This window comes from Vibrio sp. nBUS_14 (genome assembly GCF_051201655.1).
Lineage (GTDB): Bacteria > Pseudomonadota > Gammaproteobacteria > Enterobacterales > Vibrionaceae > Vibrio.
Genome location: NZ_CP179207.1, coordinates 960,887 through 975,968, shown reverse-complemented (window position 1 = coordinate 975,968; position 15,082 = coordinate 960,887). Strand labels below are relative to the sequence as shown.

15 protein-coding genes are annotated in these 15,082 nt (G+C 42.9%); 2 read left to right on the top strand and 13 right to left on the bottom strand.

All coding sequences use genetic code 11. The features are described from left to right. Positions 1-72: 72 nt before the first annotated feature. The 7 genes from ACMAZD_RS22020 to ACMAZD_RS21990 form a co-directional block, all read right to left on the bottom strand. Entirely contained in the window at positions 73-1,248 is a 1,176-nt protein-coding gene (locus ACMAZD_RS22020; protein WP_435249479.1) for a tetratricopeptide repeat protein, read from the bottom strand. Continuing rightward, positions 1,248-1,868, bottom strand: a complete 621-nt coding sequence (locus ACMAZD_RS22015; protein WP_435249478.1) for an energy transducer TonB — start codon at positions 1,866-1,868, stop codon at positions 1,248-1,250. The genes ACMAZD_RS22020 and ACMAZD_RS22015 overlap by 1 nt, the downstream gene beginning before the upstream one ends. Before the next feature lie 19 nt (positions 1,869-1,887). After that, a complete protein-coding gene (locus tag ACMAZD_RS22010) occupies positions 1,888-2,292 on the bottom strand; it encodes an ExbD/TolR family protein (protein ID WP_017090379.1) in 405 nt (134 codons plus the stop codon). Continuing rightward, a complete protein-coding gene (locus tag ACMAZD_RS22005; RefSeq protein WP_017076001.1) occupies positions 2,289-2,849 on the bottom strand; it encodes a MotA/TolQ/ExbB proton channel family protein in 561 nt (186 codons plus the stop codon). Before ACMAZD_RS22005 ends, ACMAZD_RS22010 begins: the two co-directional genes overlap by 4 nt. After that, complete coding sequence (locus ACMAZD_RS22000; RefSeq protein WP_435249477.1) at positions 2,849-4,225, bottom strand: MotA/TolQ/ExbB proton channel family protein; 1,377 nt, start codon at positions 4,223-4,225, stop codon at positions 2,849-2,851. The genes ACMAZD_RS22005 and ACMAZD_RS22000 overlap by 1 nt, the downstream gene beginning before the upstream one ends. Next, complete coding sequence (locus tag ACMAZD_RS21995; RefSeq protein WP_435249476.1) at positions 4,225-4,992, bottom strand: DUF3450 domain-containing protein; 768 nt, start codon at positions 4,990-4,992, stop codon at positions 4,225-4,227. Before ACMAZD_RS21995 ends, ACMAZD_RS22000 begins: the two co-directional genes overlap by 1 nt. 177 nt (positions 4,993-5,169) lie before the next feature. Next, positions 5,170-7,260: a TonB-dependent siderophore receptor gene (locus ACMAZD_RS21990; protein ID WP_435249475.1), complete on the bottom strand. Its 2,091-nt coding sequence runs from the start codon at positions 7,258-7,260 to the stop codon at positions 5,170-5,172. A gap of 558 nt (positions 7,261-7,818) precedes the next feature. On the opposite strand from ACMAZD_RS21990, the gene ACMAZD_RS21985 reads away from it, so the two are divergent. After that, the gene (locus ACMAZD_RS21985; RefSeq protein ID WP_435249474.1) at positions 7,819-9,123 is read left to right on the top strand and encodes a dicarboxylate/amino acid:cation symporter; all 1,305 of its coding nucleotides are present in this window, start codon (positions 7,819-7,821) and stop codon (positions 9,121-9,123) included. A 176-nt stretch (positions 9,124-9,299) separates the two neighbouring features. On the opposite strand, the gene ACMAZD_RS21980 is transcribed toward ACMAZD_RS21985, so the two are convergent. From ACMAZD_RS21980 to ACMAZD_RS21970, 3 genes are all read right to left on the bottom strand, one after another. After that, the gene (locus ACMAZD_RS21980; protein WP_435249473.1) at positions 9,300-10,685 is read right to left on the bottom strand and encodes a histidine kinase sensor domain-containing protein; all 1,386 of its coding nucleotides are present in this window, start codon (positions 10,683-10,685) and stop codon (positions 9,300-9,302) included. After that, the gene (locus ACMAZD_RS21975; protein WP_017079290.1) at positions 10,682-11,347 is read right to left on the bottom strand and encodes a response regulator transcription factor; all 666 of its coding nucleotides are present in this window, start codon (positions 11,345-11,347) and stop codon (positions 10,682-10,684) included. Before ACMAZD_RS21975 ends, ACMAZD_RS21980 begins: the two co-directional genes overlap by 4 nt. 80 nt (positions 11,348-11,427) lie before the next feature. Next, positions 11,428-11,901 carry an NYN domain-containing protein gene (locus ACMAZD_RS21970; RefSeq protein WP_435249472.1) on the bottom strand — a complete coding sequence of 158 codons (474 nt, stop codon included), beginning with the start codon at positions 11,899-11,901 and terminating at the stop codon, positions 11,428-11,430. A 235-nt stretch (positions 11,902-12,136) separates the two neighbouring features. Here ACMAZD_RS21970 and ACMAZD_RS21965 point away from each other — a divergent pair, with 235 nt between their 5' ends. Then, positions 12,137-12,688: a DUF4174 domain-containing protein gene (locus ACMAZD_RS21965; protein WP_435249471.1), complete on the top strand. Its 552-nt coding sequence runs from the start codon at positions 12,137-12,139 to the stop codon at positions 12,686-12,688. 52 nt (positions 12,689-12,740) lie between these two features. Here ACMAZD_RS21965 and cobA read toward each other — a convergent pair whose 3' ends face one another. The 3 genes from cobA to nirD all read right to left on the bottom strand — a co-directional run bounded on the left by cobA (position 12,741) and on the right by nirD (position 15,078). Continuing rightward, the gene (cobA, locus tag ACMAZD_RS21960; protein WP_435249470.1) at positions 12,741-13,517 is read right to left on the bottom strand and encodes a uroporphyrinogen-III C-methyltransferase; all 777 of its coding nucleotides are present in this window, start codon (positions 13,515-13,517) and stop codon (positions 12,741-12,743) included. A gap of 291 nt (positions 13,518-13,808) precedes the next feature. After that, positions 13,809-14,624, bottom strand: coding sequence for a formate/nitrite transporter family protein (locus ACMAZD_RS21955; protein WP_435249469.1), 816 nt, complete (start codon positions 14,622-14,624; stop codon positions 13,809-13,811). A gap of 130 nt (positions 14,625-14,754) precedes the next feature. Further along, entirely contained in the window at positions 14,755-15,078 is a 324-nt protein-coding gene (nirD, locus tag ACMAZD_RS21950; protein WP_004731122.1) for a nitrite reductase small subunit NirD, read from the bottom strand. Between the last annotated feature and the right edge of the window lie 4 nt (positions 15,079-15,082).

The following is a 15,082-nucleotide window of genomic DNA, read 5'->3' as shown; positions in this document are numbered from 1 at the left end:
TTGAACGATCAAATGGCACCCTTTTTATGCTTTGTTGCTTTGTTTGTTTCTTCTGTTTCTGACTATCAGCCGTTAGACGTTTCCGTTATCGCTGACTGTTCGTAGCTGAGTAAGATATTTAATCCAACCTTTTGCTTCAGAAGAAGGTTCAATGTTGTTTGCACGTTTTGCTTGAGCAAGCGCGTTATCAAGATTCTTTAGCTTGTACCAAGAGCGTACTTTCGCTAAAGCAACGTCGGCTTGCTTGTTCTTGTCTTTCACTTTGTCCAAAACAACTAGAGCACGATCGTAGTAACCTTGCTGAACCAGTAACTGAGCCACATTCCAATGATATTGAGTGTCCTTATTAGACGCTAACGTCCACACTTCAATCGCATTGTCCCACTCTTTCGCTAGCTGCCAGTAAGTTGCTTGCTCCGCAAGAAGTTGAACGTCGCTGCTCGCATTATCTAACTTGCTAATCTCTTGTGCTGCACGCTCTGGAATACCACGTTTAGCATACAGCTGAGCCAGTAGTCTGCGGTCTGAGTTTTTCAGTTCAACACCTTGTAGATCCGCTAACGCTAACGTGTTCAATGCATCGCGGTTACGTTCTAGTCTTAACTGAATACCCACAAGTTGACGCCACCAGTTGTCTTTTTCTGGTTGAAGTTCGATAAGGCTTTCCAGTGTTGGAATAGATTGCTTCCACTCCTTTAACTGTAGTTGTGCACCCAGTTTTAGCGATAGAGGAGACAACTCTGGTTTTGAATTAAACTTGTCACGATTACCAATGGCTACTAGTACTTTTGACCAGTTCTCGATTTGGTATTCCGCTTGTGCAATTCGCATCCAAAGCACGTCTTTCTTTTCAGCCTCTGGTGCTGTTTTTACTAACTCATAGTAATGTGGAAGCGCGTTTTTAAACTGCTGATCGTTTAATAATAGATCTGCAAGCATGCGTTTCGTTATCCAAGCCTGTTCATCCACCAATAAATTACTGTCGACCGCATAAGTAAGCTGCTTAATTGCCGTGTCGGTTTTACCATCTTGCCAGTAAAACACGCCAAGCATGCGCGCTACATACGCTTTGTCGTAGCCTTTAGAAAGCTCTAAGCCTGCAAGTACGTCAATCGCCTGTTTAACTTGTTCATCTTGAGCAAGCTTATGCGCCTTTTGAACACGAATAGCAGTATATTGAGTTAGCTCTTTTGCTTGTGTTGTAAGGGGCATTAACAACAAGCCCACTAATATCCATATCTGTTTCATTATTTTGCCAACTTAAACTCTAGTTTCACGGTTTGACCAACCTGAGCTATCGCTTTTCCATTGACGACTTTCGGTTGGTATTTCCATTTTTTAAGTGCTCTCATCGCTTCACGTTCAAACATACGACGTGGGCGCGCGTCAGTGACTTGGATATCAACAGGGCGTCCTGTTTCATCGATGGTAAAAGACATAATGACATACCCTTCAACACCACGCTTAAGCGCTTTTGCTGGATAACGAGGTTCAACTCGATACAAAGGCATTGCCTGTTGGTTTGATCCAAAGTCCGAAAATGTCGGCGCGTTAATCGCGAGGCCATCAACCGATGTATTCAAATCCAATGAAGGCAATGAGGACATCGAATTCAGAGGCGTGACTTCAGCTTGTGACTGAGACGTTTGCGCTTCTGGTGGCGGCTCTGGCATTTCTGGCTGTTCAGGAACTGCACGTTGTCTTCTCTGGACTTGTTGTTCTTGTTCAACCATCACCATGTTGAAACTTAACGTCTCACTGTTGTCTGGTGAACGTTGGTGGCCATTATCAACCATCCAAGCCATAAAAGAAAACAGCGCTAAACCCAATGCACCCGCTAATGGTAAAGCAAAAAATAGGCGAATCATTTATGAAGATCCTCCAAGTTCATCGCTTTTCAGCAGCAAGCGCAATGTTTTTAATACCCGCACCTTTCGCGGCGTCCATCACTTTTACAACGGTTCCGTTATAAGCGTGTTCATCCGCTTGAATGACCAAAGAAGCATCAGGTTGTTCTAGCAATAAATGCTCTAACGTCGCTTGAACACGTTCAACATCAACAACACGTTTATCGATGAAGATGTCATTCGCAGAAGTAATCGCAACAAAGATGCCCGCATCTTTTTGGCTAACAACATTAGACGCTTGAGGGCGATTCACTTCAACCCCTGATTCACGAACAAATGAACTGGTCACAATAAAGAAAATAAGCATGATAAATACGATATCAAGCATCGAAGTAAGGTCTATTTGAGCCTCTTCGTTTTTAGAATGACGTCGACCGAGTCTCATCGTTGACTCCTTAAAGATTTTTCTAATTTCAATTCTAAGCGGTTACACACTTTCGCTAAGCGTGCATGAACAAACATACCCGCTAAAGCAGCAACCATACCAGCCATGGTTGGCAGTGTTGCTAGAGATATGCCTGAAGCCATCAATTTAGGGTCGCTGCTACCTTGAGTCGCCATGACATCAAAAACAGAGATCATACCGGTAACGGTACCGAGCAAGCCTAACATCGGACAAATAGCGACTAACAGCTTAATAAAATTCAAGTTTTGGTTAAGTAAGATACTCGCTTGTCCTAACCAACCTTCACGAATGGCTTTGGCATGCCAAGAAGAGTGATCTTCTCTTTCATGCCACTTTGTAACCCAAGCTTGGCGTTGTTTTGGAAAGTAAAACGCAAGATAAAGCACGCGTTCTACCACAAGCACCCAATACACTAGGACAACAGCCGCTAGCCACCACAGGACGAAACCGCCCTGCTCCATAAAGCTTGATAAAGACAGCAGCCAGTCACTCGTTAACCAACTCGCTGGTAATAGAGAACCCGACAAAATATCCATTACGCAGCAGTCCCCACTGGTGGAACAACAGCTTTTGATTCAACTGTCTTTTCTGCCTGTTCAGCAACAAGGCCAATACCCTGCTTCTCAAGAATATTGCGAATGTTCTCTGACTGAGTGCTAAGGATGTTGTGTGCTAATAACAGTGGCATTGCAGCAACTAGGCCAAGTACCGTTGTTACAAGCGCCATCGAAATACCACCAGCCATGACTTTAGGGTCACCATTACCAAATTGTGTGATCACTTGGAATGTTTCTATCATGCCGGTTACGGTGCCCAGCAAACCAAGCATTGGCGCGAGTGCTGCTAGAAGTTTTAGCATAGATAAACCTTTCTCTAAGTGAATCTGTTCATCAACAACCGCTTCTAATAGACGTAGCTCTAAAGCTTCAACCGTTTGACTTTGCTCTTTGTTGTAAACTGCAAGAACACGACCAAGCGGGTTATTACCCGGTTGTTCTGGGTTCTTAAGTTGTGCGCGAATTTTCTGACGAGTAATCGCTAGAGACACGCCACGAACCAATGCGATAATTAAGCCAATAGCCAGTAGACCAAGAATCACTTTACCAACCACACCACCCGCTTGAAGACGATCAGTTAGGCTAGGTGTTAGCGCCAATTGCTCCAACATGAATCCACGTGAAGGATCGACAACGACATTAGCCACTTCACCATTTGCCAGTGCAGAAAGTGATGCTAGCGTTGGACCATTTTCTGGTTGCTTGAGGTATGCGATTGCGTCTTCACGCTGAGTGTTCCAGCTAACGTAACCTTGCTCTGTCACTAAGCCAATTGAACCTAGGCGGTAAGCGTCAACCTTGTTTGTATTGCCTTCACCATTAATGAATTCAATTTGAGATTTGCTAAGCTCAGAGCTCGCTTGAATCTGCTCAACCATGCTCATCCACAAACCAGAAAGTTGTGGCATTGATGGCAGGGATTTAGCATCGATAATTTGATCAACAGTTGCGGTATGCTCAGCACGATCAACACTGTTTACTGTTGAGCTAAGCTCTGCTCCCAATTCTTTTGCGTTCTGACGAACGACGCCAAATAGCTCACCAAGGCTACCTGTTTCTAAACGCAACTTCTCTTCTAAACGAGCGAGTGTGTTTTCGTTATCACTGAAAGTCTGAGTCAGAACGTCTGTAGCGCCTTGAATTGAAATACGCTTCGCTTCAAGCTGTGCCTTGATCGCTTTCAGTTCTTGTTCTGTCTTCTTGAAATCCGCTTCACGGACAACATTGTGGGAAGCTTGAGTACGATTATGTGATTTTGCTTTATCTACTAACTGAGCAGTCGTATCAGAAGCTGAGAAAGCAGAAAATGAAAGTGATGTAATGCAAAGCAATGCTGCTAATGGTTTTAAGTTCATTACTTAACCTCCGCAACAGTTAGAGAAACAGGTAAAGTAATTAGGCTTGGTGCTGCTTGTTGGCTTGCAATGTCGTAGGCTTTATCTAGCTCCGATTTCATCGAAGAATCTAGCTCTTGCCATTGGTTTTGTGTTAGATTCCACGACCAGTATTGGCTACCGTTTAGGTTTCGAGCAACTAAAGAGATGCGACCTAGATGTAAAACGTCAGCTTCAATCGTTCTGTCGCTGCTCAGTGCAACACGCCCCTGGTAAGCACCTAGCTTAATGCCATAGTCCATTTCGATTTGGTATGCTTCTAGGATACGACGGTACTTTTCAGCATCACTTACATCCGCACGAGTCATCATGGCTTGAAGCTTTTCAACTCTCTCCAGACGCTGCTCTTTCTTAATCGGCACGTCTTTTTCTACCAGCTGTTGCAGGCCATCAATCATCTGATACATCAAAGGTACAACACCTTGACGGGTGTATTTGATTTCGTCGATCTGCCCTTCAATACTTTGAGCTTCTTGGTTTTGGCTCTCAACTAATGCAGCAAGATGATCGTGATAGATTTCTAGATTCTTCACTTCTTCTTGCAGACGCTCAATCTCAGCTTGCAGCATCAAAGTTGTTTGTGAGCTTTTATCAATAACCTTTTGGCTCGAAGCCGACGCGTTATTGGTCTTGTTTTGAATTGATTGAGCTTGATCCAAGCTGTTTGCCATCGAAGAGGTTGCAACCAAACTGATCGCAAGCGCTAGGCTAGTTTTTAAAAGATTCATAATTGTAGTCATTTACTATAAGAAGAAGGTCAAATGAATTTTATTGATAAGCAGTCTCATTATCATTAAAAGTCACTCGCATTACTAGGGATATTTTACTAAATAGCAGAATCACGAAAGGGGAAAGCCGAACTTTCCCCTTAGTATTTATGCTAGTAATAGTACCCTGCTAACAAATTAGTATTTTACCTGTAGTGTTGCCATGTAGTTGCGGCCTTCGCCAACTACGACACCACGCGTGCTACCACCCTCTAGGTAGTCTTTATCAAATAGGTTTTCTACATTGATACGAGCAACAAAATCTAGGTTTTCGTCATACTTGAATGTATGTGCCACACCCATGTCTACACGAGTGTAAGCATCTTTCTTAAACGTGTTCGCACTTTCAGTGTAACGCTCGCCTACGTGATAAACACCTAGGTTTACATCAGTACCGTTGTTAAACGCATAAGTAGACCAAATGCTTGCAGTAAACTCAGGAACGTCTGCAGGAGTTTTACCTTCAAGTGCAGGGTCATTTTGGTATTCAGCATCCAAGAACATGGTTGATGCACTCAAAGAGAATGCCTCTGTCACGTAACCAGTCGCAGCCAATTCGACACCCGTGTGAACTTGCTCACCAACCTGAGTGGTGCGTGTTTTTTTGCCGTTGTTAGTTGCAGGATCAAGATCTTCCGTCACTTGCATATTTGATTGCGTGATTTGGAATAGCGCACCAGAAACAAACAAGCGTTCATCGAACAGTTCCCACTTAGAGCCAAGCTCGTAAAGCGTGCCCTTCTTAGCATCTTGAGACTGACCAAAGTTCACGTCATCTTTATTTGTGATTTCGCCAACAGGTTCGAAACTTTCAGAGTAAACTGCGTAAATAGAACCATTAGACGCTGGTGAATAAATCAAACCTGCTTTAGGAAGAATGTTGTTATAACTAGCTTCTACCCCTTTGCTACTCTTAGTTTTATCGTAAGCAACTCGAGCTCCTGCAAGTACTTGCCATTGTTCAGTCAAAGTCACTAAGTCTTGAACATAAAAACCGTAGTGCTGACTTTCTGAATGCGATAAACCTGAAGTATCCATGTTGTAGTGAATATCTGATGGCATATCAAAGCCATTTTCACATGCAACGGGATCTGATTGGCAAGCCAAGCCTGAGTAGTACAATTGTTTGTAATCATAATGTAAACCGTTGGCACCAACTAACAGACGGTGGTTCACACCTAGTGCATCGAAATCCCCCGTAAAATCAACATACGCGGTGTCAAATGTCCACTCATCATGACGATCCGACACCTTGTAGCCTCCACTATCTAGAACGTTATCTGACTCTGTACGACGGCGTTCGTAGAATTGACGAGCAATACCTGTTTTCACTGACCATGTTTCATTTAGGTTTGCAGCAATTGAAGCACCGTAATTCGCAACGTCATTATCTGTTTGAGCAAAACGCTGGTCATTGACCGTATCCGGATTGATCGCTTTGCCTGTCGCAGTATCGATCTTCGAGCCATTATCTAAATCACCCAGTTCTTGAGTGCGATCGTAGTGCATAGAAAGCATCACATCTTCATTGATATCGTAATCAACGAATAGGCCACCAACAAAACGGTCGGTTTCTACATCTGTGCCATCAAAGCGTGTGCGGTAAGAGTCTTGATTTTCTTGCGATACGATTGCTCGTGCTCGCAATGTTTGATCTTCATTTAGTGAGCCACTCACATATGCAACAGTACGCGTATAATTGTCAGAACCGATATCTTGGCTAACAGATACTTGCGTTTCATAGGTTGGTTTTTTCGACACCATGTTGACTAAACCACCCGGTGCTGATTCTCCATAAAGAAGACCAGCAGGGCCTTTAACTACCTCAACTCGCTCTAATACTTCAACTGGTTGGCGGTAATGAGACCAATGCTGTACCCCATCACGCAAATATCCATTGCCACTGTCTAAAGGGAAACCACGTAGGTTAAAACGCTCACGGTTTGTAGATTTAGAACCAGCAGAGATAGATGCGTCGTTCTTTAGAACTTCACCTAACGTGCTAGCACGCTGTTCATCGATGATTTGCTCATCGATTACTGAAACTTGTCCCGGAGTCTCTAATTGAGTTGCCTCCATTCGCATTGCTGTTGTGTTCGTGTCGGCTTTGTAACCGTAGTCACGACCTTCAACAACCATGTGCTCGTCTGTTTTTACTGTTTCTGCCAATACTGCTGGTGAAGCTAATACTGCGCCGATCACTAAAGCCAATGGGCTCTTTGAAAACATGTCCTTTACTCCGTTTTTATTCTTTTAGACGAGCACTTTGTTATTTATTCGATGTGCTCGTTGAACCGTTTCCGGTACCACTGAATTATTTCGGGAGAGAATATAAGTGATAACCATTACCATTTGCATTAAATTTACATTCTTTGCATTCGTAAAGTTTTGTAAAGGCCTACCGACAGGTCGTTTCTTGAAATTCATTAAAGCCATTTCAATACAGGCATTGAACGCGTATTTACGTCAAAAAGTGGCTATATGAGTCAAATTTTTTGAAACTGCAATATTGGTTCGGTCAATTTAAGAAGAGAGGATCGATAAGAAAACTGTCTTATCTTATTTACTACCTTTGAAACGACTAATTTATGTATAATCCCCTCGATAAATGTAAATAAATGGTGAATTGTTTTGTTTGTATTTGTTTAATTTACTCAATCATCAGTGATTTTGATCACATCTATAATTTCAAACTCATTTTTTGTTTTTAGAATTGAACAACCGACTGCTAATCTCCCGCTCACTTTGAAAAGGTATCAAAGTTATAAATAATAAGGAGTGTTCTAAATGAATACCAAGAAACCTATGTCTCTTACTGGTCGAGTTATCCTCGGTATGGTCGTGGGCATATTAACGGGATTTGCCATTCAATCCCTTTTTTCAGACAGCGGATTTGTTAACAACTACATCGTTAATGGACTCTTTGAAGTAGGCGGGCAGATTTTTGTCGCCAGTTTAAAAATGCTTGTTGTACCTCTAGTCTTCGTTTCACTAGTGTGCGGTACAAGCTCTCTTAAAGATTTATCAACTCTTGGCCGTATGGGTGGCAAAACGCTTGCGCTATATATTGGTACTACAGCCGTTGCTATCACTTTAGCACTTACTATCGGTAACCTGTTCCAACCTGGAGCTGGTGCGGATCTTACTGCAGCGAGCTCTTTCAAATCAGCTGATGCCCCTTCTTTGGGCCAAGTAATCATCGACATGTTCCCAACCAACCCTATCCAGGCGATGGCTGAGGGTAAAACGTTACAAGTTATCGTTTTTGCAGTGTTGTTTGGTATCGCAATCAGTGCAGCGGGTAAACCAGGTGAACGTATCGCTACAGTTTTCTCTGATCTAAACGAAGTGATCATGAAGCTTGTTGCTCTTCTGATGAACCTTGCGCCTTACGGTGTGTTCTTCTTAATGGCGAAGCTGTTCTCTGGCCTTGGCTTAGGTGCAATTTGGAACCTAGCTGAATACTTCTTAGTACTTGCGGGTACCCTACTGTTACACGGTCTGGTTACTTACAGTGCAATGCTTAAAGGTTTCACAGGTTTAAGCCCGATTACGTTCCTACGTAAGATGGAAGATGCGATCATGTTTGCGTTTTCAACGGCCTCTTCAAATGCAACGATTCCAGTGACAATGGAAACGGCTAAAAATCGCATGGGTGTAGACAACAAAGTCGCTTCGTTCACAGTACCACTAGGTGCAACGGTGAACATGGACGGCACTGCTATCATGCAAGGTGTAGCGACAGCGTTTATCGCACAAGCTTACAACATCGACCTAACTATGGGTGATTATCTAATGGTTATCCTAACAGCGACATTAGCGTCTGTTGGTACTGCAGGTGTTCCTGGTGTTGGTCTTGTTATGCTAGCGATGGTATTGAACCAAGTTGGTCTACCGCTTGAAGGTATTGCTCTAATCATGGGTGTTGACCGCCTTCTTGATATGATACGTACCGCTGTAAACATCACAGGTGATAGTGCCGTAACTATTATCGTTGCAAAGTCTGAAGGTTCTCTTGATGAGTCTCGCTTCAATGACCCAGCAGCTGGTGAGAAAGAAGAAGAAGTTAAGCTAGCACGCCAACAGGTATAATCTAGCTCTTATCTTCAAGCTAAGGCGTAATTAATGGCTATGCCTTAGCTGATAATGAAAAGCGTATAAACAAAAACGCCACTGCATCTGCAGTGGCGTTTTTTATCGAGCTATATTTCTAAGCAATGTTTCTAAGTTATAGTAAACTATAGCGCACGACAGATAACAACGGAAAGCTAATCGGCGATTGGGAACATAAGGTTCACTCTAAGCCCCCCACCAACTCTATTCTCAGCAGTAACGTGCCCATTCATCACACCCATCGCTTCTTTAACAATCGCAAGACCTAGCCCGTAGCCACCAGACTGTTTATCGCGCGCTGACTCTATGCGAGTAAACGGGTCGAATATAACTGCAATCTTGTTATCAGGAATGCCATCACCATCATCCTCTACAGATATGACACTGTAACGTTTGTCTGTTAACAATTCGTAAGTAGTCATGACAACATGAGCATTCTCACCTGCGTATTTAATTGCGTTACTGACTAAATTACCAATGACTCTAAAAAGCAACCTCTCATCAATATGAACCATTGATGTAGGCGTCTCTAAATCGCCCACTAAGGTTTGATTCGGCTTTAAGTCGTTTTGCATCTGCGCGATGAGCATCGAACAGTAATGCTCAAGGTGCATCAAGCTCAGCTTTGAGTGATAACGAGACGTTTCGAGGCGGCTGAATTCAAGGATTTCCCCGACCAGTTTATTCATCTCTTCGGTTTCGCTTTCCATTCGCTCAAGCAAGACAATACTCTTATCATCGACTTTGCTGCGTAAAAGATGCAAGGCGAGGTTTTGCCTTGCCAATGGCGTTCGCAGCTCATGGGACACATCACGAATCAAGCGACGCTGCTTCTCTGCCAGTGATTTAATCTCAAGTGTCATATGATCAAAATCCACCGCGAGTTCATTGAACTCTCGGGTGTTTGATTTTAGTTCGGTGACGACTTGCACTGAAAAGTCACCTTCCGCCAAACGCCGACTCGCCTCTCGTAAACGATCCAAAGGTTGTTGCAGCCTACGAGCCATAATCAAAGAGAACAACGACAAAATGACGAATGCAATGAACACCTTCATTAAAGACGTATACAAGCCAAAGGAATTTGCAGGATGGAACCGATGCGGTAATTGAATGACCAAGCTATTACCACTTTCTAGAGGTATACCAAAGATCGGCCGATTCACAACGGCATCCAATTGATGATCTAACGTTCTTAAAAAACGTAACTTGAACTTAAAGTGAGGATGCATTTGTCGATGTGTCAGCGGATGGCTATCACTGTCCAAAACAAACAAATAATAATGCTGAGCATTGGCCCAATCAGCCAATTCATCCATGTCTCCATCCCCGATTAACACGTTGGCTTGATAAGCGAGATCTAACATTTCTTGCTTAACAGAATCAGGGACTTTCAATAGAGCCTTCATCAGAGCCTTCTCTGCAACGGCTTGAAAAATAAAGATACTGACAAGGATAATGGTCAAATATGAGAAAAGTTGGAATGTTAAGCCATCCTTACGCTTGGTAATAAAATCAGGGTAACGCAACAATTGTTTACTCATACCCCTACCGACTCTAGGTAACTGTACCCTTTACCTCGAACCGTTTTGATATGTTGCTTCGACAAGCCAGCCTGAACAAGCTTTCGTCTTATATTACTGATATGCATATCTAAATTACGATCGAAAGGACAAAGCTCTTTCTTAAGCACATGGATTTGTAGATCAGATTTTGATACAACAATCCCGTCGTTTTTGACCAAGTAATCAAGCAGATCTTTCTCAGTGCCGGTTAGTGGTAAACGAGAAAGCTGTTCGCACAAACCATGATTAGATGAAGCTAAAGACTGTCTTTGACGTTCGAAGCCAACTCGGCGCAAGATCACCTTGATACGAGTCAGCAGTTCAGGAACATTGAAAGGTTTGGCGATGTATTGATCAGCCCCCGCTTGATATCCGTCGAGCATCGAGGCATCGTCGTTAAGAGCGGTTAGCATAAGGATGGGGGTAGCAAAGCGCTGACAAATTCGTCTAGCAACTTGAATACCGCTTAAGTTAGGTAGCATTACATCAAGTAATACTAAATCGACAGGGTTAGACTGAATGAACTCAAGCGCTGACTCACCACAATGAACGGTATCTACGTGATACCCTTCATTTTCTAAAACTTCGCCCAACAATTCACACAACTGAATATCATCATCAACAACTAAAACACGCGACATCACACAAACCAACAAATAAGAATGGTTTACATTTTAATTATCGTTATTGTTAATTTCAATTATAAAATCTCAGATTTATTCTATAATAAGAAATCTTTTTCTATCGCTACGAATTTTGACGCAGAATCAATAAGACTTTGAGCAGTAAGACCCGGCACACCATATACTTCAACTGGCTTACGAAATCGTTCTTTGATTCGCTCAACAAGGATTTCGAAATCACCGTCACCAGAAACTAAAACAATGGTATCAACTGTCTCAGCAAGTTCTATCGCATCTAACGCGATGCCGACATCCCAATCCCCTTTTGCGCTTCCATCTCGACGCTGAATAAACGGTTTTAACTTCACGTTAAAGCCTACACCACGAAGGATGTGGTGGAATTGACGTTGTTTAGGATCTTGACTAGAGATCGCGTAAGCATTGGCTTCAACCACGTTACGCCCTTCCGTGGCAACATACCAAAACTGGTTATAGTCAAAGTTAGAACGGTATTTGTCACGCGTTGTATAGTAAACGTTCTGAACGTCGACCAAAATTGCTATGTTTTCCATAATTTCATACCTTTAGATTTTCCGTATACCCTATTCTATTCAACTCTAAAATGCGAGCCGCTTTCTTTAATAAAAATGAACTCATTAGCTATGCTTAACGTAACTATTTTTGGCTTAACGTCGCTACTATTGGCTTAACGTCGCTACTATTGGCTTAACGTCGCTACTATTAGCTTAACGTAGTTGTTATTCGCTTAACTCAGAGCTTGTTTGAGTTTATCAAGGAAGGTGGAACATGCAGTACCGACAAATAATCAGATCATACGTTGGGAGCAACACTAATGGCTCACTATTCGCCTTTTTCTATTCAGAGATAACCAAAGCAATGCCCAAACCATTGAAAACTCTATTAACAAGCGCGGTTATGTTTATGATTTTATCAATCAACTCGTTACACGCTTACCCAGCCTACTCTCACTCCAAGGCCTTACCTCACCGCAGTGTGATCTATTTTGCACCGAAGGAAGATTCTGCGGTCAAAGAGTTTCTCAATGAAGTGTTGATCAATAACTGTCAATTGGATGAACGAGACGTGGTTATCATAGTTATCGCGGAAAGCGGCTACACAGTCCCTACTTGGCTTGAAGAAGAATTTAACTTAGAGGCGGTAACCGACAGCTATGGAATACCAAAAGGCTCACATACTGCTGTTTTGATAGGTAAAGACGGAAAAGAAAAGCACCGGTGGAATGGGAAGACTGATTGGACCCTTATCACCAACATCATTGATGAGATGCCGATGCGCCAAAAAGAAATGCAGCGACAAAGTAGCCGCTGCAGTATTTGATTCTTAGTCAGCTAAGCGGTCGCTTAACACACTTAACTTGTAAATTAGTCAATTAAGCTTGCTTGTTAAACCAAGCAAGCTTCTCATGTAACTGAGCAACGCTACCGACCACAATAAGCGCCGGGCTTTTTGCGACACTCGCAAGGTTCGCTAAATCACTCACTCCCCCACGAAACACTTTCTGTTCTTGGCGAGTGCCATTTTCGATAATCGCAACGGGCATGTCTGCTCTCATACCGTTATCAAGCAAGTTTTTCTGAATGTTTGGACTTTCTTTCAAGCCCATGTAGAACACAATCGTGTGGTTGTGCTGAGCAAGCGAACACCAATCAATATCTTCACCATCTTTCTTAAGATGGCCAGTAATAAATTGAACGCTTTGTGCGTGATCTCTATGTGTTAGCGGAATGCCCGCATAAGCCGTCGCACCCGCAGCTGCAGTGATGCCGGGTACCACTTCAAACTTCACACCATTTTCAGCGAGAGTTTCACACTCTTCGCCACCACGGCCAAAGATAAATGAGTCACCGCCTTTAAGACGAACAACATGCTTATTTTCTTGCGCTTTAGCCACGAGCAGTTGGTTGATCTGGTCTTGTGGTACACAGTGATGGTCAAGCTTTTTCCCCACATACAGCATTTCTGCATCGGAGTTAGCCATTGCCAAAATATCTTTAGATACTAAGCGGTCATAAACGACCACATCAGCCTGTTGAATAACACGTGCTGCTTTTAGGGTAAGTAAGTCTGGGTCTCCAGGGCCCGCGCCTACTAATGAAACCAATCCTTTGGTTACTTCTTTAACATTCAATGACGATACTTCTGACATGCTGTGCTCCGAAGGTTTGCTTGTTTTATCTCAAGCTTCAATCTATGTGATAAGTCACTGTATTCATGATGACTTATCCAAGTCCTTAACCCTTAGACTATCAGGTGTTGAATTAAATATTCAGTCTAAATACTAACGAAGATAGAAGTAATTATAACAAAACAATCTATTGCAGGTATTTGATACCAATCAAGGCATTGATGATGTTTAAGGCGTTCGAACTAAAAAAGCCCCAAACATGTTGTTGGGGCTCTTAATCTCATACTAAATTACGCTTCACCGTATTCAGGATTACTTAGCACCTAGAGAAGGAGCGGTTCTAGCGTGTGTTAGGAACAAAGGAACACATGCTAAGAAGAAACCACCTACGATGTTACCTAGGATTGTAGGGATAAGGTTGAAGTTCAACCATGTCGCGATACCGAAATCAGCGCCTAGAATTATACCCAGTGGGAATAGGAACATGTTTACTACTGTGTGCTCAAATACTAGTGCGAAGAAGATGAAGATTGGGAACCACATCATTGCTACACGACCAGACACAGTGCGTGCTGTCATGTTACCAATCACACCTAAACATACCATTAGGTTACAGAAGATACCGCGTACGAAACACGTGATCCATCCGTCCATACCCATGTTTTCAAAACCTAAGCTACGAGCTGTAGAAACCGCAATGAACTTTTGTGCTACTGCGTTTGGATCTAAAGAGAAGTTACCCGTTAATGAGATAGCAACCAGTACCGCAACGATTAGAGAACCGATGAGGTTACCAAGGCCAACAATACCCCAACAACGTAGAACACGACCCCAAGTCACACCAGGGCGGTTATCGAATTTCGCTAAAGGAGCAAGGCCAAATACGCCCGTTACTAGGTCATAGCCCAATACGCTTAGAATGACGAAGCCCACTGGAAACACAAGAGCGCCAACAATACCAATGCCTGTTTGCACGATAGTCGTGATTGCCACAACTACAGCAAGAGAAAGAATGATGCCTGCCATTGTGCTTCGAATCAGAAGATCACGAGCACTCGTTTTCGTTTTCGCTTCACCCACATCGATCATCGTTTGAACGAATTCAGCTGGTTTAAAATCAGGAGACATAAGGTTGTCCTTCAAAAGTTAAAATTAAAAATCAAAAGTTAAAATCGGATAGGAAAAGGCTCTAGTTACCAAGCTAAGGCAATGTCGGGAACTAGAACCCTTGAACTATCAAATCTTGTTGCGTATTCGACTATGCTGAGATTTCAACAGCACCTTTGGTAATACGAGCTTTATACGCTTTCACGCTGAAGTTCTCGTCTTCCATGCACACACCTGTTGCTAGGTTAAAGCGTTGCTTCTTAAGTGGACTCGCCACCCAAAGCTCACCTTTGTGCTCAACCGTTAAACCGCGAGATAAAACGTTTGATTGGAAAAACGGGTCAGTATTACTAATAGCGAACACTTCTTCGGCTTTAGTTGGGCGGAAAATAGCAACTTGCTCACCACCAACCAATGCACAAACACCGGTACCTGGAATAATATCTTCGATCTTACAAACTTTGGTAAATGCCATGATG

Coding starts and splice junctions, on each gene's coding strand:
- ACMAZD_RS21985 (WP_435249474.1), top strand. CDS start 7,819: ATGAATACCAAGAAACCTATGTCTCTTACTGGTCGAGTTATCCTCGGT.
- ACMAZD_RS21990 (WP_435249475.1), bottom strand. CDS start 7,260: ATGTTTTCAAAGAGCCCATTGGCTTTAGTGATCGGCGCAGTATTAGCT.
- ACMAZD_RS21975 (WP_017079290.1), bottom strand. CDS start 11,347: ATGTCGCGTGTTTTAGTTGTTGATGATGATATTCAGTTGTGTGAATTG.
- ACMAZD_RS21995 (WP_435249476.1), bottom strand. CDS start 4,992: ATGAATCTTTTAAAAACTAGCCTAGCGCTTGCGATCAGTTTGGTTGCA.
- ACMAZD_RS22015 (WP_435249478.1), bottom strand. CDS start 1,868: ATGATTCGCCTATTTTTTGCTTTACCATTAGCGGGTGCATTGGGTTTA.
- cobA (WP_435249470.1), bottom strand. CDS start 13,517: ATGTCAGAAGTATCGTCATTGAATGTTAAAGAAGTAACCAAAGGATTG.
- ACMAZD_RS21980 (WP_435249473.1), bottom strand. CDS start 10,685: ATGAGTAAACAATTGTTGCGTTACCCTGATTTTATTACCAAGCGTAAG.
- ACMAZD_RS22005 (WP_017076001.1), bottom strand. CDS start 2,849: ATGGATATTTTGTCGGGTTCTCTATTACCAGCGAGTTGGTTAACGAGT.
- ACMAZD_RS22010 (WP_017090379.1), bottom strand. CDS start 2,292: ATGAGACTCGGTCGACGTCATTCTAAAAACGAAGAGGCTCAAATAGAC.
- ACMAZD_RS21955 (WP_435249469.1), bottom strand. CDS start 14,624: ATGTCTCCTGATTTTAAACCAGCTGAATTCGTTCAAACGATGATCGAT.
- ACMAZD_RS22000 (WP_435249477.1), bottom strand. CDS start 4,225: ATGAACTTAAAACCATTAGCAGCATTGCTTTGCATTACATCACTTTCA.
- nirD (WP_004731122.1), bottom strand. CDS start 15,078: ATGGCATTTACCAAAGTTTGTAAGATCGAAGATATTATTCCAGGTACC.
- ACMAZD_RS21970 (WP_435249472.1), bottom strand. CDS start 11,901: ATGGAAAACATAGCAATTTTGGTCGACGTTCAGAACGTTTACTATACA.
- ACMAZD_RS22020 (WP_435249479.1), bottom strand. CDS start 1,248: ATGAAACAGATATGGATATTAGTGGGCTTGTTGTTAATGCCCCTTACA.
- ACMAZD_RS21965 (WP_435249471.1), top strand. CDS start 12,137: ATGCAGTACCGACAAATAATCAGATCATACGTTGGGAGCAACACTAAT.